Below are 20,584 nucleotides of genomic sequence, written 5' to 3' on the forward strand. Positions count from 1 at the left end.
CGATGAATTGGCATGGCCTTTGCAGGCGGGTCGATCGGCTTCTCGGTGGGCTGGAATGCGCGGCTCACTACCATTTCGGGGACATTCCCCCCGCTTGGTCGGACGCCTCCCATCCTTTGTCGCACGAGGAGCGGATGAACTGCGCCAGTTGGAGAAGTGTGCCGACGTCGACTATGTTCCGCCCTTTGCGCAGCACCGCAGGTGGTTCCTCGGCCGGCTGGCCGGCGGGCGCGGCACCGCGTACGTCGTGCCAGGTGAAGACCGACTTCGAGTTGGGCGGTCAGCGGCTGCGCGCCGGGGAGCGGCTGTACCTGGTCACCGCCGCCAACCGCGACGGCGAGCTGGGCACCGTCGCTGCTCGACCGCCACCGCCAGGCCCTGCCTGTCCGGCTCTGATCCGGGACGCGCCGCCCCCGCGCCCCGGGGCGCCCGCCCAGCACCGAACCGTCCCCCGGCCGAAGGCCGGTGCACCCACCGAAGAGAAGGAGAACGGCGATGGCCGCCGACGAGGACACCCGCACCCACCGCGTCGTGGTGAACCACGAGGAGCAGTACTCGATCTGGTTCGCCGACCGCGACCTGCCGGCCGGCTGGACCGCCACCGGCTTCGAGGGGCCCAAGCAGGAGTGCCTGGCCCACATCGACGAGGTGTGGACCGACATGCGCCCGCTGAGCCTGCGCCGGCGCATGGCGGACGCGCAGGGCTGACCCGCGCGTCGTGGGGGCCGTCCCCACCCGGCCGCCGGCAAGGATGATCTTCGCGATCATCGTGTCGTTGCAGCGGGCCGGGACCCCGCCGGCTCTGATCGGGGTGGCCAGCGTCGTCTCCCTGGCGGCCACCTCGGCAGCGGCCCTCGCCCCGGGGCCGGCCGGGCTGCTGCTGGCCCGGTTCTCCAGCGGGACGGCATGCTGATCTTCCCGGCGCTGGTCGCCGTCTCCGCGACGTTCGGCACCGGGATCAGGACGATGCGTGTCGAGTCCTGACCTGCGGCGACGGCCATCGTGGACGGTCGGAAACATTTATTGTCGTACCCCGTCGTCAGCATGGAGGCATGGCTGCCCCCGCCCTGGCCCACGAGCCCACCCCGCCGCGTGCCCTGCCGTTGCGCGAGGCCCGCACCCGACTGACCCAGGTCATCGCGATGGCCGAGCTGACCGACACGGTCACACTGGTCACCCGCGACGGCGACCCCCGCCCGATCGCCGCGATCGTGCCCGCCTCCGCCGCCCGCTCGGCGGCGCAGGCCCGGGCCGACGCCGACCGGCTGGCCACGGTGACCGCCGGTTGGGCCCGCCGCCTCGACGAGCTGCACCGGCAGAGCAGTCGGCGACACACCGCCGAGCTGCGGGCCGTCACGGCGGCACTCGCCGAGGTCTGGGCCGAGCTCGACCGCCGGGTCGTCCCGGGCAGCGACCCGGCCCTGGCCCGGCTCCGCGCCGCCCACGCTGACCTGCTGCGCGACTGACCCGCTCGGCTTCCCGCTGCCGTCCGGGCTGCCCGGTCCACCCCCGCTCGGCTTCCCGCCGCCCGGTCCACCCGCCCGGCGCGGGTCGTCTCCGGGTCGGACCCCGGCCAGCCGGCACCTCGGCTCCGGGTCGGCCGGTTGCGTCGACCCCGCGTCCCGGGGTGGCCGATTGCGATCAGTCTGTGGTCTGCTAGCCGGGTCCCTGACGTCCGCCGACCCCGGGAGGCCCGGTGTTCGCCCGCGCCCTGACCGCCGACGCCGAGCTGCGCCCGCTTGAGCCGTGGCGGGCCGAGGAGTTTCTGCGCAACCTGGACCGGGCCCGGGAGCACATCACGCCGTGGGTGGGCGCGTCCTTCGTGGCCACCGACCTGCCGTCGGCCCGCGCGGTACTGCAACGCTACGCCGACCGGTGGGCCGGCGACGCCGGGGGTATCTGGGGGATCTGGCTCGACGGGGTGCTGGTCGGCGGGGTGATGTTCGTGGCGTTCGACACCGCGGTCGGTGTGTGCGAGGTGGGCTGTTGGCTGGAGCCGGCTGCGGAGGGACGCGGCCTGGTCACCCGGGCGGTCGGCGTCGTCCTCGACTGGGCGGTGGGGCAGCGGGGGATGCACCGGGTGGAGTGGCGGACCAACGCCGACAACGCCCGCAGCCTGGCCGTGGCCCGGCGACTCGGCATGCGCCACGACGGCACCCTGCGGCAGGTGTACCCGGGGCCCACCCGGCGCATCGACATCGAAGTTTGGTCGGTGTTGGCCGACGAGTGGCGCAACCCGTCCACCACCGTTGCGCCCCCGGCGGCGACCTGACGGGTATCGGACCCGGACAGGTTTCCGACGGCCGCGCCGCCGGTTCCGCCATCCCCTGAGGACGACCGTGGCCGCGTCGCGCCCGGCGGCGTATCCGGCATGTCGTATCCCTCCCCGCAGGTCGCGGCCTCGGGGGACACCGCCGGCCCGAGTGATCAAGGTCCCACGGCCGATGGCGTCTTCCTGACAGGAGTGGCCCCGGCGGAGGCGGGCGGAGGGTCGCGCGGGCGGGCATCGGCGCTGGTGAAAGCCTTGGGGGTGATCGTCGGCCCGGGTGCGCGGCTCAACACCCCCGTTCCGGGTTTCGCCACCACCGTCCCGTATTTCGGGAGGGCTCTTGGCAGTGCCGTCGATGCTCGTGGAACCTCTCACCGGAGAGCGATCAATTGATCGCTTTAAGTAGCAGAGCGTGAAGGGCCCGAGGCGCTGACCTGCCGAGGGGTCATCCGGAGCACACGTACCGTCACGATCCTTGGGGGCGTTCGGTGTTTGGCTGCATGCGTACGACGAATCGCGGACGGGAGTGACCACCTCCGTCCGGTCCACCGGACCGGTCCGTCGGTCCACCACCCCCCGCGCCTCCGGCACCCCGGTCATCGTCGACTGTCTGCACCGGATGGTCGAGTCCCAGGTGGAACGGACCCCCGACGCGGAGGCGGTGCGCCACCGCGACCGCTCGCTGACCTATCGTCAACTCGACGAGTCCGCCAACCGGCTCGCCCGGGCCCTGCTCGCCCGGGGCGTCACCGGGCAGGACCGGGTCGGCGTCTGCCTCACCCGCGATGTCGACCTGGTCGTCGCGCTGCTCGCCGTACTCAAGGCCGGCGCGGCGTACGTCCCGCTCGACCCGGCGTACCCGCCGGCCCGGGTGGCGTTCATGACCGAGGACTCGGGTGCCCGGGTGGTGCTCACCCGCTCCGGCCTCGCCGACCGGTTCGGCGACGCGGCGCTGCCGCTGGACGCCCTCGACCTCGCCGACCAGCCGGCCGACCGTCCCGACGTCGGTGGTGCCCCGTCGGACCTGGCCTACGTGATCTACACGTCCGGCTCCACCGGCCGCCCCAAGGGGGTGGCCGTCGAGCACCGCTCCGCTTCGGTGCTGATGCACTGGATCCGGTCCGCCTTCGCCGACGAGGAACTCGGCGGCATGCTCGCCGCCACCAGCGTCTGCTTCGACCTGTCGATCTTCGAGATCTTCGGGCCGCTCTGCTGGGGCGGGCGGGTCGTGCTGGTCGACAACGTCCTAGCGCTCGCCGCCCCGGACGCCGCCCGGCTGCCGGTCACCCTGGTCAACACCGTCCCCTCGGCGATGAGCGAGCTGCTCGCCGCCGACGCACTGCCGCCCGGCGTGCGCACCGTCTGCCTGGCCGGCGAGCCGTTGACCGCCGCCCTCGCCGCCCGGGTCCTGGCCCGCCCGGGGGTACGTCGGCTGCTCAACCTGTACGGCCCGTCCGAGGACACCACCTACTCGACCTGGGCGGAGGTCGCCGCCGACGAGACAGCGCCGCCGATCGGTCGGCCGCTGCCGCACACCCGGACGTACGTGCTCGACACCGACGGCGTGCCCGTTCCGTCCGGCGCCCCCGGCGAGCTGCACCTGGCCGGCGCCGGCCTGGCCCGGGGCTACCTCGGCCGCCCCGAGGAGACCGCGGCCCGCTTCCTCGACGACCCGTTCCGCCCCGGCGACCGGATGTACCGCACCGGGGACCGGGTACGGCTGCGCCCCGACGGGCAACTGGAGTTCCTCGGCCGCCTCGACGACCAGGTGAAGCTGCGCGGGCACCGGATCGAGCTGGGCGAGGTCGGCGCCGCCCTCGCCGCCCTGCCCGGCGTACGCGAGGCCGCCGCTGCGGTGCGCACCGGGCCGAGCGGCGACCCGGTGCTGGTCGGCTACCTGGTCGGCCAGCGCCGCGACGACGTGCCGGCCCGGCTGCGCGAGCGGCTGCCCGCCCCCATGGTGCCGGCCGTGGTGGTCTGGCTGGACCGGATGCCCACCACGCCGAGCGGCAAGATCGACCGGGCGGCCCTGCCCGCGCCGACCTGGGCTGATCCCGATGCCGCTCCCGCCACGGCTGACTTCGACGCGGGCGACGCCGGCCCGGCCGGCGAGGTGGCCGCCGTGTGGCGTGACGTGCTCGGCGTGCCGGTCACCGGGCCGGCCGCCGACTTCTTCGACCTCGGCGGCGACTCCCTGCTGGCGGTACGGTGCGCGGCCCGGCTCACCGCCGTCACCGGCGTCCCGGTGCCGCCGGCCGCGCTCTTCGACCACCCCACGGTGGCCGCCCTCGCCGCTCACCTCGCCGCCCGGCCGCCCACCTCCCGCCGCCCGGGGGATTTGGGGGGTGGCCCGGTGTCCGCAGAGAACACAGCGGCGTCCACGGGGGCCGGGCCGGGGACCGCCCCCGCGACCACCGGATGGTCCGCCGCCACCATGGACGGGCCGACCGCCGGGACGGCGGAGGAGGCGGACGCACCACTGTCGGCGGCACAGCGCCGGCTGTGGTTCCTGCACCAGCTCGACCCCACCGACACCTCGTACCTGGTGTCCTACGTGGTCGAGCTGCACGGGCCGGTGGATCGGGCGGCGCTGGCCCGGGCCCTGCGCCGGGTGGTCGCCCGGCACCCCGCGCTGCGCATCGTCTTTCCCGGCTCTGCGGCCGGCCCGGTCCAGCGGGTGCACGACGACCCGCAGGTGGATCTGGTCATCGAGGCGCCCCTGCCGGGGGTGCCGCTGGCCGAGCGGGTCGCCCGGATCGCCGCGACCAGCGCCCGCACCCCGATGGACCTGGCCGCGGGGCCGCTGCTGCGCGCCCACCTGGTCGGCGACGGGCGGCGGCGCTTCGCGCTGCTGCTGGTCGCCCACCACATCGTCTGCGACGACTGGTCGTTCAGCGTCCTCGTCCGCGACCTCGGCCGCTGCTACGACAGCGAGCGTGAGGCGGCCGTGCGGGTCACCCGGCCCCGGCCGCCGTGGGCCGCCCACCCCGCGCCCGGCCCGGCCGCTTTCGCGCTGGCGCAGCGGGACTGGCTGGCCGGTCCGGCCGGCCGCCGGGCCCTCGACGAGGTCGTCGCCGGGCTGCGCGGCGCGCCCACCCTGCTCGACCTCGCCGCCCGCCCGGCCACCCCCGACGCCGCCCGCCCAGCCGAGGGCCCGCCCGCCCGCCCGCCCGCAGGCCCGACCGAGGGCCCGACCGATGGGCGGGGAGCCGGGGCCACGGACCGGCCCGACGGGGCCAGCCTGCGCGTTCCGGTCGACCCCGACACCGCCGACGCCGTCCGGCGGCTCGCCCGGGCGCACCGGGCCAGCCTCTACATGGTCGGCCTGGCCGCCTTCGCCACCCTGCTCGGCGCGAGGACCGGGCGCACCGACCTGCTCGTCGGCACGGCCTTCGCCGGCCGGACCAGCGTGCCGGCCGAGGAGAGCATCGGCTGCTTCGTCAACACCATGCCGCTGCGGCTGCGTCCCGCGCCGGGCCGGTCCTTCGCCGACCTGCTCGCCGAGGCCCGCGACGCCGCCCTGTCCGCCGCCGCCCGCCAGGACGTGCCGTTCGATGCCGTGGTGGAGCGGCTGCGGCCGGCCCGCCACCCGCACCGCAGCCCTCTCGTCCAGGTCGCCTTCGGCGTGCAGAACGCCCCGGCGGCGAGCTGGAACGGCTCCTGGGGGCTGGACTTCGCCGGGGTGGAACTCGCGCCGGACGCCGCCCGGCTGGACCTGACCCTCTGGCTGGACGAGCGCCGGGGCGACCTGGAAGCGCTCTGGACCTACCGCACCGACCTGTTCGACGGCGGGCGCGTCACCGCATGGCACCGCCGCTTCACCGAGGTGCTGCGCCGGGCGGCCACCGACCCGCAGCGCAGCCTCGCCGAGTGTGTCGATGACCCTTGGGGGAACGAGAGATGACTGAGCAGATCCGGGTGGCGCCGGTGATCCCACGCCGCAACCGGGAACGAGCCGTGGTCGACGTGCGTCCCGACTGGCCCGGCGGGCCGCTGCCGGTCCTCGTCCAGGCCAACCTGCCCGACCTCGACCTGGCGACCTGGCTGGCCGGGAACCGGGCCACCGTCGACGAGCTGGCCCGGCGGCACGCCGCCGTCCTGTTCCGGGGCTTCGCCGTGGCCGACGCCGCCGACTTCCGCACCGCGATGGCCGCCCTCTCCGGCGACGTGCTCAGCTACGGCGAACGCTCCTCGCCGCGCAGCGAGGTCACCGAGGGCGTGTACACCTCCACCGAGCACCCCGCCGACCAGCCGATCGTGCTGCACAACGAGCAGTCGTACACGCTGAACTGGCCGTTGCGGATCGTGTTCTTCTGCGAGACCGAGCCGGCCGCGGGTGGGCGCACCCCGCTGGCGGACAGCCGGCGGGTGCTGGCCCGGCTGAGCCCGGCCACCGTCGCGGAGTTCGAACGCCGGGGCGGCGTCGGCTACCAGCGCAACTACCTGCCCGGGATCAGCCTGTCCTGGCAGACCGCGTTCCAGACCGACAGCCGCGCCGAGGTGGAGGCGTACTGCGCCCGGTCGGCGATCGAGGTGCGGTGGGTCGGCGACGAGCAGCTACGCACCCGGCAGGTCCGCCCGGCGGTACGCGAGCACCCGGTCACCGGGGAGCGCACCTGGTTCAACCACGCGCTGTTCTTCCACGTCACCTCCCTGCCCGAGGAGGTGAGCGCCGGGCTGCGCCGGGCGCTCGCCGAGGAGGACCTGCCCTACCAGACCGCGTACGGCGACGGAACCCCGATCGGCGACGACGTGCTCGCCGAGCTGCGCGCCGCGTACGCGGCCGAGACCCGGTCGTTCCCCTGGCGGCGCGGGGACGTGCTGCTGGTGGAGAACATGCTCGCCGCGCACGCCCGGGAGCCGTTCACGCCGCCCCGGCGGATCCTCACCGCGATGTCCGACCCGTTCGCCGCCCCCGAGGCCGCGTCCCCCGTGCCCGGGGCAGCGTCCGTCCCGGCGGGCACGGCGACGACGGGGGACCGGTCGTGAGCGGGCCGGGACCGCGCCGCCGCGGCGCGGGCGCCGCCGCCACCGCGCCGGTCACCCGCCGGGTGCTGGTCGACGACACGTTCGTGCTGCTGGTCGAGGCCACCGTGCCGGACCTCGACCTCGCCGGCTGGCTCGCCGGGCGCCACGACGAGCTGCTGCGCGACCTCGACTCGTACGGCGCGGTCTTCTTCCGCGGCTTCGAGGTGGGCAGCCCCGACGACTTCAGCCGCGCCGCCCGCGCCGTCACCCCGGACCTGCTCGGCTACCTGGAGCGGGCCGCACCCCGCAACGAGGTCGCCGACCGGGTTTTCACCTCCACCGAGTTCAACGCCGAACAGTGGATCCCGCTGCACCACGAGATGTCGTACTCGCACAACTGGCCCACCCACCTGTACTTCTGGTGCGCCCAGCCGGCCACCGGCGACGGCGGCGCCACCCCGCTGGCCAGCGAGCGGGTGGTGACCCCACGGATCCCGGCGCAGGTGCGCGAGCGGTTCACCCGCGACGGCCTGTGTTACGTGCGCAACTACGGTCCGCACCTGGACCTGCCCTGGCAGGAGGCGTTCCAGACCACCGACCGGGCCGAGGTGGAGGCGTACTGTGCCGCGTCGGCGACCGAGTTCACCTGGCTCGGCGACGACGGGCTGCGCACCCGCGCCCGCCGACAGGCCACCGCCACCCACCCGCGCACCGGCGAGACCGTGTGGTTCAACCACGCCCACCTGTTCCACTCCTCGAACCTGCCGGCCGAGGTCGCCGCCGCCCTGCTGCGCGAGTACGGCCCGGAGGGGTTGCCCCGCAACGCGTACCACGGCGACGGCAGCCCGATCGACGACGAGGTGGTCGCCGGCATCCGCGACCTGTACCGCGAGCACGCCGTCTCCGTCCCGTGGCAGCGCGGCGACGTGCTGGTGGTGGACAACTTCCTCGCCACCCACGGCCGGGAGCCCTTCTCCGGCGACCGGCAGATCCTGGTCGCCATGTCCGACCTCTACGTCAACCGGAGCGTGGTGTGAACGGTTACCGACTCTCCCCGGTCCAGCGGCTCGCCTACACCGGCGCGCGGGAGCTGGTCCGGGCCCAGGTCCGGCTGGACCGGCCGCTGGACGCCGCGCGCCTGCAGGCCGCCGTGGACGCGGTGGTCGCCCGGCACGAGGCGCTGCGGCTGACCCTGGTGCACCACCCCGGCCTGCGGGTGCCGTTGCAGGACGTCGACGACGCCCGGTCGGTCACCGTCGGCGCGGCCGGCGAGCTGTCGGTGACCCTCACCGACGACACCCTGGAGCTGGCCGCCACCCCGCTGCTCGCCGACCCGGCGAGCCTGCGGCTGGTGCTGGCCGACCTGGCCGCCGCGTACGCCGGGCAGGGCCTCGCCGACGACCCGGACGGGTTGCAGTTCCTCGACGTCTCCGAGTGGCAGCTCGGCGAACGCCAGGAGGCGCAGCCGTCGGCGGCCCCCGCCGCGCCGGCCGCCCGGCTGGTCGCCCCGCACGGCGACGCCGACGACGGGCCGGCGGAGGCGGACGTGCCGCTCGGCCCGCTGGCCGCCGCCGCCGGGGCCGCCGGGGTGGGCGTGCCCAGCCTGCTGCTCGCCGCGTGGGCGCTGACCCTGTCCCGCCGGGCCGAGCCGCCCGCCGGGGCCGACGACGCCGAGCTGGTGCTCGCCCGGTGGACCGACGGCCGGCATGCCGACGGGACCGCCGCCGTGGTCGGGCCGCTGGGCGGCTACGCGCCGGTCCGGCTCAGTTTGCCCCTGCCGGCCGCGCCCAAGCAGCTCCTCGACGAGGTACGCGTCGCGGAGCGCCCGGCCGAGGAGGCGTTCCACCTGCTGGAGCCGGTCGGCCTCGACTCCGACGCGGTGGCCGGCTTCGCCGCCGTGCCGGCAGTCGCCCCGTCGACCCTGGCCGACCTCGGCGCCACCGCCGTGGAGGTCGCCGTCCCGCCACCGCCCGCCGGCCCGCACCTGACCGCCGTGTGCGGTTCGGACGCGGTGACCCTGCGGGTGACCGGCGGCCGGGCGCTGCGCGACGGGCTGCTCGCCGTCCTCGGCACGCTGCCCGGCGCGCTGACCGACGGCACCCCGCTGGCCCTGCTCGGCGCGGCCGAGGCGGGCTGGCTGGTCGAGGCCGCAGGCAGCGCGTCCGACGCGCCCACCCGCACCCTCGCCGAGCTGCTCGACGACGGGCTCGCCGCCGCCGACCCGGACGCCGAGGCGGTGGTCGCCGCCGACGGGGCGTACACCTTCGGGGAGCTGCGCGAACTGTCCGCCGGGGTCGCCGCCGGCCTGGTCGAGCGTGGCCTGCACGGCGGCCGGCGGGTCGGCGTGCTGGCCACCCGGTCTCGGGACACCATCGTCGGGTTTCTCGGCGTGCTGCGGGCCGGTGCGGTGTACGTACCGCTGGACCCGGCCGCCCCGGCGCAGCGGCTCGCCGGCCTGGTCCGCGCGGTCGACGCCGGCCTGGTGCTCGGCGACCGGGCCGTCGGGGACGTGCCGGCCGTGGACGTCGCCGAGCTGGCGGCCACCGCCGCCACCGCCGCGGTGCCCGCCCCCCGGCCGGCCGACCCGGCGTACGTCATCTTCACCTCCGGCTCCACCGGGGCCCCGCGCCCGGTGCAGGTCTCGCACGGCGCCGCCGCCCACCTGGCACACGCCCTGGAACGCACCGTGTACGCCGGCACCCCGGCCGGGGCCCGGGTCGCGGTGAACGCCCCGCTGACCTTCGACGCCTCGATCAAGCAGCTCGTCCAGCTCGGCCACGGCCGCAGCCTGTACCTGGTGCCGGAGGAGGCCCGCCGCGACGGCGCCGAGCTGGCCGCCGTGCTCGCCACCAACGCAGTCGACGTGCTCGACCTGACCCCGTCGCAGCTTCGCATCCTGCTCGCCGCCGACGGGGTGGCCACGGGCCGGACCCGGCTGCCGGGGCTGCTGCTGCTCGGCGGCGAGGCGATCGCACCCGACCTGTGGGACGCCCTCGCCGGGCTGCCCGGGGTGCGCGCGGTCAACCTGTACGGCCCGACCGAGTGCACGGTGGACGCCACCGCCGCCGAGATCACCGCCGGGGTCGCGCCGACCATCGGTCGGCCGCTGCCCGGGGTGGGGGCGTGGGTGCTCGACGGGCAGCTCCGCCCGGTGCCGCCCGGGGTGGCCGGCGAGCTGTGCCTCAGCGGCCCCCAGCTCGCCGACGGCTACCTCGGCGACCCGGAGACCACCACCCGCCGGTTCGTCACGGTGACCCTGCCGTCGGGACGCGCCGAGCGGGTCTACCGCACCGGCGACCGGGTGCGCTTCGACGCCGACGGGCGGCTGGCGTACCTGGGCCGGCTCGACGACCAGGTCAAGGTCAACGGCTTCCGGATCGAACCGGGGGAGGTCGCCGCCGCCCTGCGTCAGCACCCGGGGGTCGCCGACGCCGCCGTGGTGGCCCGCGACGACGACGGGCACGGCGCCCGGCTGGTCGGCTACGTCACCCCGGCCGAGGCGGGCATGACGGTCGACGTGGACCGGGTCGTCGGGATCAACCCGCACGAGACCCGCTACCTGTACGACGAGATCTTCGTCCAGCAGGTCTACCTGCGCGACGGGGTGGTGCTGCGCCAGGGCGCCACGATCTTCGACGTCGGCGCGAACATCGGCATGTTCTCCCTGTTCGCGCACGCCGTCTGCCCGGACGCCACCATCCACGCGTTCGAGCCGGTGCCGTCGGTGGCCGACGCTCTGCGCCGCAACGTGGCCGCCTTCGGCGTCCCGGCCACCGTGCACCCGTACGGGCTCGCCGCCGGCCCCGGGCAGGTGAGCTTCACCTACTACCCCGGCTACGCCATGATGTCCGGCCACGCCGAGTACGCCGACCCGGACGCCGAGCGGGCCGTCATCAAGCGGTTCCTGACCAACGAGCGGGACCGGGGCGAGGCCGACCGGGACGCCCTGCTCGACCGGGTCGACGAGCTGCTCCAGGAGCGGTTCGCCGGTGACACGCTGACCGTGGACGTCCGGTCGCTGTCCGACGTGATCGACGAGGTGGCCCCCGAGCGCATCGACCTGCTGAAGATCGACGTGCAGCGGGCCGAGGCGGACGTGCTCGCCGGCCTGCACGATCGGCACTGGCCGCTGATCGACCAGGTCGCGATGGAGGTGCACGACGGCGTCGGCACCGCCACCGAGGGCCGCCTCGACGAGCTGATCGCCTTCTTCGAGGAACGCGGCTTCGACGTGGTCACCCGCCAGGACGACCTGCTCGTCGGCACCGACCGGTACACCCTGCACGCCGTGCGTCCCGAGTACGCCGACGACCCCCGCCCGGTGGTCACCGCCCCCGAACCGGCCGGCGGCGAGCCGCTGGCGGACCGGCTCGCCGGGTGGCTGGCCAACCGGCTGCCGGCGCACCTGGTCCCGGCCGCCGTGGTGGTCCTCGACGCGCTGCCGCTGACCCGCAACGGCAAGCTCGACCGGGCCGCCCTGCCGGCCCCCGAGCTGGGCCGTCGGCCCGCCGGTCCGCAGGTGGCCGCCGCCAACCGCGCCGAGGAGATCCTCGTCGAGGCGTGGCGGGAGGTGCTCGGCGTGCCGACGGTCGGGGTGACCGAGAGCTTCTTCGCCCTCGGTGGCGACTCGATCCGCAGCATCCAGATGCAGGTTGCGGCCAACCGGCGGGGCCTGTCGTTCCGGCTGCGGGACATCTTCGTCCACCAGTCGATCCGGGAGCTGGTCGAGCACGGCGAGATCAGCCTCGCCGACCCGGACGCCGGGGCGGGCGACGCCGCCGGCCAGCCGGCTGCCGAGACTCCCGACGCGGAGGCGTTCGCGCTGCTGGCCGCCGCCGACCGGGACCGGCTACCGGCCGGGGTGGTCGACGCGTACCCGATGACGGCGCTGCAACAGGGCATGCTCTACCACTGCGAGCTGACCGGCGACCCGGCGACGTACCACAACGTCACCGCGCACCGGGTCGACGCGCCGCTCGACGCCGACGCGCTGCGGGCCGCGTTCGCCGCCCTGGTGGCCGCGCACCCGGTGCTGCGCACCGGCTTCGCCCCCGGCGGGTACGCCGAACCGCTGCAACTGGTGCACGCCGACGTGCCGGTCGAGGTGCCGGTGCACGACCTGGCCGGGGCCGACGAGGAGACCCGGCGGGCCCGGATCGACGCCCTGATCGAGGCCGAGCGGACCCGACCGTTCGACGTCGCCCGCCCGCCGCTGGTCCGGCTGTACGCCCTCGACGAGGGCGCCGACGGGTTCACCCTGGTCGTCGCCGAGCACCACGGCGTCCTCGACGGCTGGAGCCTGGAGGCGTTCGTCCGCGCCCTGCTGGCCGACCACGACCGGCGCCGCGCCGGCCGGTCCGCGCCGGCCCCGGCGACGTTGCCGTTCCGCGCCTACGTCGCCGCCGAGCGGGCCGCCCTCGCCGACCCGGCCGCCCGCCGGTTCTGGCTGGACGGCGCCGGGGCGGCGGCGCCGCTGCTGCTCGGCGGCCCGGCCCCCCGGATCACCGTCACCCGGCGGGTGCCGCTGGAGCCGGCCGTCACCGACCGGGTCACCGGGGCCGCCCGCGCGGCCGGGGTGCCGGTGAAGGCGTACCTGCTGGCGGTGCACCTGCGGGCGCTCGGCGAGACGACCGGCCGGGACGAGGTGGTCTCGGGCCTGGTGGTCGGCGGCCGGCCCGAGGGCGAGGGCAGCGACGCCACCCTCGGGCTGTTCCTCAACACCCTGCCGGTCACCGCGACCCTGCGCGACCGGCCGCTGGCCGAGCTGGCCGGCGACGCGTGGCACGCCGAGCGGTCCCTGATGGGCCATCACCGGTTCCCGCTCGCCGAGATCGTCCGGGCCGGCGGCACCGGCCCCCGCTTCGACAGCTTCTTCAACTACACCCACTTCCACGCCGCCGCCGACGCCGCCGGCCCCCGGATCGTGGCCAGCCGGGGGATCACCGTCGACGTCGCGTTCAGCCTCGCCGTCGACGTCGAGGTGGCCCCGGACACCGGCCGGCTCGCTCTCACCCTCCAGTACGACGGCCGGCGCTTCGACGACGACTGGGCCGACCGGATCGCCGGGACGTTCACCCGGCTGCTGGCCACGGACCCGACCGCGCCGCTGCCGCCGCTCGGGTCGACCGAGGCGGTGCCCACCGATGCCCGGTCCCGCTGGTCCGCCCGCGTCGCCGGGCTGTGGCGGGAGGTCGTCGGGGTGTCGCCGCGCTCCGACGACACCGGGTTCGCCGCCGCCGGTGGGGACTCGCTTCGCGCCCTGCGGCTGGTCGCCGGGCTGCGGCAGCGCTACGGCAGCGATCTGACCCTGGCCGAGTTCGTCGCCCTGGACGACTTCGGGGCGCTCGTCGACCGGGTGGCCCGGCATGGCTGAGCACACGCCCTGGCTGGTGGTCCGCGCGCCGGTGCCCCGCCCCGCGCTGCGACTGTTCTGCCTGCCGTACGCGGGCGGCAACGCGGGGGCGTTCGAGACCTGGCGGGCCGGGCTGCCCCGGTCCGTCGAGGTCAACGCCGTGCAGTACCCGGGCCGGCGGGAACGGGCCGACGAGCCGGCGCCCCGCCGGATGACCCCGCTGGTGCAGGCCCTGGAGGCGGCCCTCGCCCCCCACCTGGACCGCCCGTACGCCGTCTACGGCGACTGCCTCGGCGCGTACGTGGCGTTCGAGCTGGTCCGGCGGCTGGCCCGGCGCGGTCACCGCCCCGCCGACCTGCTGGTGGTCTCCTCGGCGGTGCCCCCGCACCGGGCCGGCGTCGAGCCGGACTGGTCCGCCATGGACGACGCCGCGTTCCTCGCCGAGCTGGTGGCGCTGGGCACCATGCCACCGGCGGTCGCCGGGCACCCGGAACTGGCCGCGGCGGCGCTGCCGGCGGCCCGCGCCGACTTCGAGCTGGGCCGCAGTTACCGGCTGCGCGACCCGGACCCGGTGGGCGTCCCGGTCACCGCGATCGTCGGCGACGCCGACCCGCACGTGCCGGCGACGCAGGCGGCGGCCTGGGCCGACCTGACCACCGCCGGCTGCACCATATTGACCGTTCCCGGCGGGCACGACCTGCTCGCCCGGGCCGATGCCGGGCTGCTGCGCGCCGTCCGGTCCGCCCTCGCCGGCAAGGAGTCGTCTTGACCCGCACGACACTGCTCTGCTTCCCGTACGCCGGCGCGGGCGCGTCGGTGTACCAACCGTGGCGTCGCCTCGCCCCGCCCGAGCTGGAGGTCGCCCCGGTGTCGCTGCCGGGGCGGGAGAAGCGGTTCGTCGAGGAGCCCTACCGCCGGATGGAGCAGGCCGTCGACGGGCTGCTCGACGAGGTGCTGGAACTGGTCGCCGGTGCGGACCGGGTGGCCCTGTTCGGGCACAGCATGGGCGCGGTCCTGGCGTACGAGATGACCCGCCGGCTGACCGGGACGGCCGGGGTGACCGTGGCGCACCTGTTCGTCAGCGGCTCGCCCGACCCCTGGTCGGGCCGGGACCGCACCGCCGCCGACCTGCCCGACGGCGAGTTCGTCGCCCGGGTGGAGGAGTTCGCCGGCTACACCCACCCGGCCCTGGAGGACCCGGACATGCGGGAGCTGCTGCTGCCCGGGCTGCGCGCCGACGTGGAGCTGCACGAGACGTACCGGCCGGCGTCCGACAAGCGGATCGAGGTGCCGGTCACCGCGCTGCGCGGCGAGGACGACGCCCTCGTCCCGGACGCCGCGCTGATCGGCTGGGAGCGGGTCACCTCGGCCGGGTTCGCCGCGCAGCGGTTGCCCGGCGGCCACATGTACCTGGCCGACTCCCCGGCGGCCCTGCTCGACCTGGTCCGGCGGGAGCTGGCGGGATGACCGACGCGCCGACCCGGCCCGCTCCGGTGGTCACCGGCGACCGGCTGGCCGGCAAGACCGCCATCGTCACCGGCGCGGCCCGGGGGCTGGGCCGCTCCTGCGCGGTCGCGTTCGCCGCCCAGGGCGCGGACGTGGTCCTCGTCGACCTGGCCGCCGACCTGCCCGGGGTGCCGTACCCGCTCGGCTCGGCCAGCCAGCTCGCGCACACCGCCGACCTGTGCGCCGGGTACGGGGTGGCCGCGTACCCGGTGCGGACCGACGTGCGGGACTCCGCCGCCGTCCGGGCCGCCGTGGCGCTGTGCCTGGACCGGTTCGGCCGGGTGGACGTGCTGGTCAACAACGCCGGCATCGCCGCGCCGTCGGGCAAGCCGACGCACGAGATCACCGAGGCCGAGTGGCAGCTCATGCTGGACGTCGACCTGTCCGGGCCGTGGCGGATGATCAGCGCGGTCGGCGAGGTGATGTGCCGGCAGCGCGCCGGCAGCATCGTCAACGTCGCCTCCACCGCCGGCCTGGTCGGCTACCGGCACTTCGCCGGCTACGTCGCCGCCAAGCACGGACTGGTCGGGCTGACCCGCGCCGCCGCGCTCGACTACGCCCCGCTGAAGGTGCGGGTCAACGCGCTGTGCCCCGGCTCGGTCCGCGACGACCCGCACGTGGAGGGCCGGATGCTCGCCGAGATCGCCCGGTCGCTGGAGGTGCCGGTCGCCGAGCACGAGGAGACCTTCGTGCAGGCCCAGCCGATGAACGCGCTGATCGAGCCCGGGTCGGTGGCGCAGGCTGCACTCTGGCTCGCCTCCGACGAGTCGGCGCAGGTCACCGGTGCCGTCATCACCGTCGACGGGGGGTTCACCACCCGATGAGCGCCCAGCACAGTGCACAGCACCCGGACCCGGCGCGGCTGTGCCACGCGGCGGCCGTCCGGCTGGCCGCCGACGCCGACTCCGACCGGTTGGCCGACCGGTTCGCCACCGTCACCCGGCGGCACCGGCTGGCCGCGGGGCGGCTGTGGGTCGAGCGGGTCCCGGCGGGGCTCGCGTCGACCCGCCGGGACGCCGAGCTGGCCCGGCCCCTGCCGTCCGGCGGGCCCGACCTGCGGGCGGTGCTGTTGCGTCACGACGACGGCGCCGACCTGGTGCTGGTCGCCCGCCGGCACGCCGTCGGCCGGCACCGCCTCGGCGCCCTGCTCACCGAACTCACCCAGCGCACCGAACTCACCATCGTCGGCTCCGCCCTCACCGATCCCGCCATCGCCGACCCCACCATCGCCGTTGACGCGCCGGCCGTTGAGCTGCCGGCCGGCGACGCCGCGGGCGACGCGGACGACGTGGGCGACGCCGGGTGGCTGCGCGGCGACCCCGGGGTGGACCGGACCGCCGTGCACACCGTCGCCGTCCCGACCGGCACCGACCTGACCGCCCTGCTCGCCGCCGTCGGCGCGGTGCTGGCCCGGTACCGGGGGGTGCGTCGGCCCCGGGTCGGCGCGGTCGTCGGCGAGCGGCTGACCGTCGTCGCGGTGCCGATGGACGGCAACGCCCGCGACCTGCTCGCCACGGCGGGGCCCGGGTCGCCCTGGCCGGCCCCCGGGACCCCGGCGCCGGCCGGGCTGCTCGACGTCGAGGTGGGCGCGCTCGACGCGGACAGCGCCGCCGACGCGTACCGGCCCTGCCTGGCGCCGGTGTGGCCGCTCACCCTGGCCCTGGCCGGCACCACCCTCGCCTGCCACCACCGCACGGCCGGGTGGGCGGCCGACCTGGTCGAGGCGTTCGCCCGCCAGGTCGTCCGGGTCCTCGGGCAGGTCCTCGCCGACCCGGACCGCCGGCTGGACGACTGCGACCCGCTCGGCGACGCCGACCGGGCCGCGATCGTCGCCCTGGGCCGGGGCCCCGGCGAGCTGCCCGCCCCGAAGGACACCATCCACGACCGGATCGCCCGGCACGGCGCGACCCGCCCGGACGCGCCGGCCGTCTCCTGCGCCGGCGAGCGGCTGACGTACGGCGAGTTGGACGACCGCGCCCGCCGGGTGGCCCGTGCCCTCGCGGCGCGCGGGGTCGCCCCCGGCGACCGGGTCGGGGTCTGCCTGGACCGCTCAGTCGACCTGATCGCGGTGCTGCTCGGCGTGCTCCGCGCCGGGGCCGCGTACGTGCCGGTCGACCCGGCCTACCCGGTCGACCGGATCCGCTACACCGTCGAGGACTCCGGCGTCGCACTGCTGATCGGCGCCGGGGGCGTCGACGTCGCCGAGCTGACCGGCGACGGGCCGCCCGCCGATCGGCTCGGCGACGGGCCGCCCGCCGATCGGCTCGGCGACGGGCCGACCGCCGAGGGGTCCGGCCCGGCGGAGCCGCACGTCGGCGGGCCGGACGACCCGGCGTACGTCATCTACACCTCCGGCTCCACCGGCCGGCCCAAGGGCGTGCGGGTCCCGCACCGCAACGTACTGGCCCTGGTCGACGCCACCGCCGCCGACTTCGGGCTCGGCCCGCAGGACACCTGGACCATGTTCCACTCCAGCGCCTTCGACTTCTCCGTCTGGGAGATCTGGGGCTGCCTGCTCACCGGCGGGCACCTGGTCGTCGTCCCGCACCTGGTGGTGCGCTCCCCGGGCGAGTTCCATGCCCTGCTCGCCGCCGAGCGGGTGACCGTGCTCAACCAGACCCCGTCGGCGTTCGCGCAGCTGCTCGACGTGGACCGGCGGGCCGCCGACCCGCTCGCCGTGCGGCTGGTCGTCTTCGGCGGCGAGCCGCTCGACGCCCGGATGCTCACCGGCTGGTACGACCGCCACCCGGAGCCCGACTGCCGGGTGGTGAACATGTTCGGCATCACCGAGACCACCGTGCACGTCACCGCGCAGACCCTCGACCGGGGGCTCGCCCTGGCCGGCAGCCGGTCGGTGGGCCGGGCCCTGCCCGGCTGGCGGGTGTACGTGCTCGACCCGGCCGGCCGGCTGCTGCCCCCGGGCGCGGCGGGGGAGATCCACGTCGGCGGGGCCGGGGTGGCCGACGGCTACCTGCACCGCCCGGAGCTGACCGCCGAGCGGTTCCGGCCCGACCCGTTCTCCGGCGGTCGGATGTACCGCAGCGGCGACCGGGGCCGGCTGCTGCCCGACGGCCGGCTGGAGCACCTCGGCCGCCTCGACAACCAGGTGAAGGTGCGCGGCTACCGGATCGAGCTGGACGAGATCCGCCAGGTGTTGCTGGACGACCCGGCCGCGCTCGCCGTGGCGGTGGTGGTCGAGACCGGGGCGGAGGCCGCCGACACCCGGCTGCACGCGTACGTGGTGCTCGCCGACGCCGCCGGCTCGGTGGCCGAGCTGCGTCGCCGGGCGGCCCGGCTGCTGCCCGACTACATGGTCCCGGCGACGATCACCGCGTTGCCCGCGCTGCCGCTGACCGCCAACGGCAAGCTCGACACCACCCGGCTGCCCGCCCCCGCGACCCCGGTCGCTCCCGCCGAACCGGCCTGCGCGCCGGCCGACGACGCGGGGCTGAACGAGCGGATCCGGGCGATCTGGCAGCGCGTCCTCGGCGCCGAGGTGGGGCCGGAGGACAACTTCTTCGACCTCGGCGGCAACTCGCTGCTGGCTCTGCGGCTGCTCAGAGAACTGCGCGACCAGGGTCTGGCCGACCTCACCCCCCGCCACCTCTACCTGCACCAGACCGTGCGCGGGCTGGCCGAGGCGATCGGAGCCGCCCGATGACCCCCGACGTGGACACCCTCGCCCGGCTCTGGCCGCAGGTCGGCCAGGTGGCCGTCAAGGACGGCTGCGTGTACGTCGTCGCCGAGGACTACCTCGACCCGCTGGTGCTGCGCGGTCAGCTCGCCGCGGAGCTGACCGACGCGGAGCTGCCCCGCCACGTCGTCCAGGTCGACTCGCTCGACCCGGCCGACCTGGTCGCCCCCGACGACCGGTACGGGGCGTACCTGCCGCCCCGGGACGACACCGAGCGGGCGCTGGTGCGCGTCTGGGAGCGGGTGCTCGGGGTGCCGAAGCTCGGCGTCCTCGACGACTTCTACGCCGCGGGCGGGGACTCCCTGGCGGCCGCCGGGCTGGCGGTGGAGGCCCAGCGGGTGTTCGGGGTGGCGGTGTCGCTGGCCGCCGTGCTGCGTCACCCGACCGTGGCCGCCCTCGCCGACGAGATCCGCCGGTCCCGGGCCGCCGCGCCGCTGCCCCCGGCCGCCGCCGGCGTGGCGCATCCGCTGTCGCCGCAGCAGCGGCGGGTGTACCTGGCCCAGTCCCGTGACCCGGCGTCGGTGGCCTACCACCTGCCGTTGCTGCTGCCGCTGCCGGCCGATGTGGACGCCGGCCGGCTGGCCGGCGCGTTCCGGCACGTCATCGCCCGGCACGACGTCCTGCGCACCGCGTTCGGCACCGAGTCGGGCCGGCCGGTGCAGCGGGTGCTGGCGGGGGTGACGTTCGAGCTGCCCGAGGTGCCCGCCCCCGCCGACGCCCCGGTCCCGGTCAGCCCGTTCGACCTGGCCGCGCCGCCGCTGCTGCGCGCCGAGCTGCGGCGCACCCCGGCCGGGCCGGAGCTGGCCCTGGAGCTGCACCACATCGTCACCGACGGGCTCTCCCTGGCCCTGCTGCTGCGCGAGGTCGACGCCCGCTACGCCGGCCGGGACCTGCCGCCCGTCCCCGCCCAGTACGCCGACTACGCGGCCTGGGTCGACGGGCGGGAGCCGCCGGGGCGCGACTGGTGGCTGGGCCGGTTCGCCGACCCGCCCGCCCCGCCCCGGCTGCCCACCGACGCCGACCGGCCGGCGGGCGACGGGCCGGCGCCGACCGCCGGCAGCGGGGTCGTCGAGTTCACCGTGGACGCAGACCGCACCGCCGCGCTGCGCGCCCTGGCCCGCCGCGAGGGGGTGACCCTGTTCCAACTGCTGCTCGCGGTCTACGTGACCTTCCTCGCGACGACCACCGGCGGCGCAGGCTCCGGCGGCGCGACCACCGGCGGCGCGGACGTCACCGTCGGCACCCCGGTCGCCGGGCGGGGCGCGCCGGGCCTGGACGCCGCGATGGGCATGTTCGTCAACACCGTCTGCCTGCGCCACCGGGTCCGCCCCGACGCGCCGTTCCGGGCGCTGCTCGACGAGGTGGCCCGAGACGTGGTGGACGCCTTCGCCCACCAGGACTTCCCGTTCGACAGCCTGGTCGAGGCGGTGCTGCCGGTCCGCGACCCGCACCGGCACCCGCTGTTCGACACCCTCTTCGCGATGCAGCACGACGAGGTGGCCCGGGTCGACTTCCTCGGCCGGCCGGTGGAGCTGGCCATCGCCCCCACCGGGCAGGCCATGTTCGACCTGGACATGCAGGTCTACGAGCGGGCCGACTCGCTGCGCGTGCACTGGGCGTACCACGCCGGGCTGTTCCTGCCGGCGACGGTGCGCGCCTTCGCCGACCTGTACCTGGAGCTCCTCGACGCCGTGCTGGCCGACCCGGGCCGACCGGTCGGCGCGCTGACCGCCGCGCGGGCCGCCGTCGACCCGGCAGCCTCCACCATCGACATCGACCTGTGAGCCGGAGAGCG

At 76.3% G+C, this 20,584-nt stretch carries 13 protein-coding genes; all 13 read left to right on the plus strand.

What is annotated here, in order from left to right; all coding sequences use genetic code 11:
• Window positions 1-495: 495 nt before the first annotated feature.
• The 13 genes from ACH4T9_RS16105 to ACH4T9_RS16165 all read left to right on the plus strand — a co-directional run bounded on the left by ACH4T9_RS16105 (window position 496) and on the right by ACH4T9_RS16165 (window position 20,573).
• Window positions 496-708 (plus strand): MbtH family protein, encoded by a 213-nt coding sequence (locus tag ACH4T9_RS16105; protein ID WP_396672642.1) that lies wholly within the window; start codon window positions 496-498, stop codon window positions 706-708.
• A 43-nt stretch (window positions 709-751) separates the two neighbouring features.
• Window positions 752-913, plus strand: coding sequence for a hypothetical protein (locus ACH4T9_RS16110; RefSeq protein WP_396672641.1), 162 nt, complete (start codon window positions 752-754; stop codon window positions 911-913).
• 139 nt (window positions 914-1,052) lie between these two features.
• Entirely contained in the window at window positions 1,053-1,466 is a 414-nt protein-coding gene (locus tag ACH4T9_RS16115; RefSeq protein ID WP_396672640.1) for a type II toxin-antitoxin system Phd/YefM family antitoxin, read from the plus strand.
• 230 nt (window positions 1,467-1,696) lie between these two features.
• Window positions 1,697-2,272 carry a GNAT family N-acetyltransferase gene (locus ACH4T9_RS16120; protein WP_396672639.1) on the plus strand — a complete coding sequence of 192 codons (576 nt, stop codon included), beginning with the start codon at window positions 1,697-1,699 and terminating at the stop codon, window positions 2,270-2,272.
• A 523-nt stretch (window positions 2,273-2,795) separates the two neighbouring features.
• Complete coding sequence (locus tag ACH4T9_RS16125) at window positions 2,796-6,173, plus strand: amino acid adenylation domain-containing protein (protein ID WP_396672638.1); 3,378 nt, start codon at window positions 2,796-2,798, stop codon at window positions 6,171-6,173.
• Window positions 6,170-7,258 carry a TauD/TfdA family dioxygenase gene (locus ACH4T9_RS16130; RefSeq protein ID WP_396672637.1) on the plus strand — a complete coding sequence of 363 codons (1,089 nt, stop codon included), beginning with the start codon at window positions 6,170-6,172 and terminating at the stop codon, window positions 7,256-7,258. Before ACH4T9_RS16125 ends, ACH4T9_RS16130 begins: the two co-directional genes overlap by 4 nt.
• Complete coding sequence (locus tag ACH4T9_RS16135) at window positions 7,255-8,274, plus strand: TauD/TfdA family dioxygenase (RefSeq protein ID WP_396672636.1); 1,020 nt, start codon at window positions 7,255-7,257, stop codon at window positions 8,272-8,274. Before ACH4T9_RS16130 ends, ACH4T9_RS16135 begins: the two co-directional genes overlap by 4 nt.
• Window positions 8,271-13,610, plus strand: coding sequence for an amino acid adenylation domain-containing protein (locus ACH4T9_RS16140; protein ID WP_396672635.1), 5,340 nt, complete (start codon window positions 8,271-8,273; stop codon window positions 13,608-13,610). The genes ACH4T9_RS16135 and ACH4T9_RS16140 overlap by 4 nt, the downstream gene beginning before the upstream one ends.
• Complete coding sequence (locus tag ACH4T9_RS16145) at window positions 13,603-14,358, plus strand: thioesterase II family protein (protein WP_396672634.1); 756 nt, start codon at window positions 13,603-13,605, stop codon at window positions 14,356-14,358. The genes ACH4T9_RS16140 and ACH4T9_RS16145 overlap by 8 nt, the downstream gene beginning before the upstream one ends.
• On the plus strand, window positions 14,355-15,056 hold the full coding sequence (locus ACH4T9_RS16150) for a thioesterase II family protein (protein ID WP_396672633.1): 702 nt from the start codon (window positions 14,355-14,357) through the stop codon (window positions 15,054-15,056). The genes ACH4T9_RS16145 and ACH4T9_RS16150 overlap by 4 nt, the downstream gene beginning before the upstream one ends.
• On the plus strand, window positions 15,053-15,919 hold the full coding sequence (locus tag ACH4T9_RS16155) for an SDR family oxidoreductase (protein WP_396672632.1): 867 nt from the start codon (window positions 15,053-15,055) through the stop codon (window positions 15,917-15,919). The genes ACH4T9_RS16150 and ACH4T9_RS16155 overlap by 4 nt, the downstream gene beginning before the upstream one ends.
• Window positions 15,916-18,756 carry an amino acid adenylation domain-containing protein gene (locus tag ACH4T9_RS16160; RefSeq protein WP_396672631.1) on the plus strand — a complete coding sequence of 947 codons (2,841 nt, stop codon included), beginning with the start codon at window positions 15,916-15,918 and terminating at the stop codon, window positions 18,754-18,756. The genes ACH4T9_RS16155 and ACH4T9_RS16160 overlap by 4 nt, the downstream gene beginning before the upstream one ends.
• Window positions 18,753-20,573 (plus strand): condensation domain-containing protein, encoded by a 1,821-nt coding sequence (locus tag ACH4T9_RS16165; protein ID WP_396672630.1) that lies wholly within the window; start codon window positions 18,753-18,755, stop codon window positions 20,571-20,573. The genes ACH4T9_RS16160 and ACH4T9_RS16165 overlap by 4 nt, the downstream gene beginning before the upstream one ends.
• Window positions 20,574-20,584: the final 11 nt, after the last annotated feature.

This window comes from Micromonospora sp. NPDC020750 (assembly GCF_044334565.1).
Classification (GTDB): Bacteria; Actinomycetota; Actinomycetes; order Mycobacteriales; family Micromonosporaceae; genus Micromonospora.

Bases quoted from the DNA above. Each gene is read 5' to 3' on its own strand.
- ACH4T9_RS16105 (WP_396672642.1), top strand. From the start codon at position 496: ATGGCCGCCGACGAGGACACCCGCACCCACCGCGTCGTGGTGAACCAC.
- ACH4T9_RS16110 (WP_396672641.1), top strand. From the start codon at position 752: ATGATCTTCGCGATCATCGTGTCGTTGCAGCGGGCCGGGACCCCGCCG.
- ACH4T9_RS16115 (WP_396672640.1), top strand. From the start codon at position 1,053: ATGGCTGCCCCCGCCCTGGCCCACGAGCCCACCCCGCCGCGTGCCCTG.
- ACH4T9_RS16130 (WP_396672637.1), top strand. From the start codon at position 6,170: ATGACTGAGCAGATCCGGGTGGCGCCGGTGATCCCACGCCGCAACCGG.
- ACH4T9_RS16145 (WP_396672634.1), top strand. From the start codon at position 13,603: ATGGCTGAGCACACGCCCTGGCTGGTGGTCCGCGCGCCGGTGCCCCGC.
- ACH4T9_RS16155 (WP_396672632.1), top strand. From the start codon at position 15,053: ATGACCGACGCGCCGACCCGGCCCGCTCCGGTGGTCACCGGCGACCGG.
- ACH4T9_RS16160 (WP_396672631.1), top strand. From the start codon at position 15,916: ATGAGCGCCCAGCACAGTGCACAGCACCCGGACCCGGCGCGGCTGTGC.
- ACH4T9_RS16165 (WP_396672630.1), top strand. From the start codon at position 18,753: ATGACCCCCGACGTGGACACCCTCGCCCGGCTCTGGCCGCAGGTCGGC.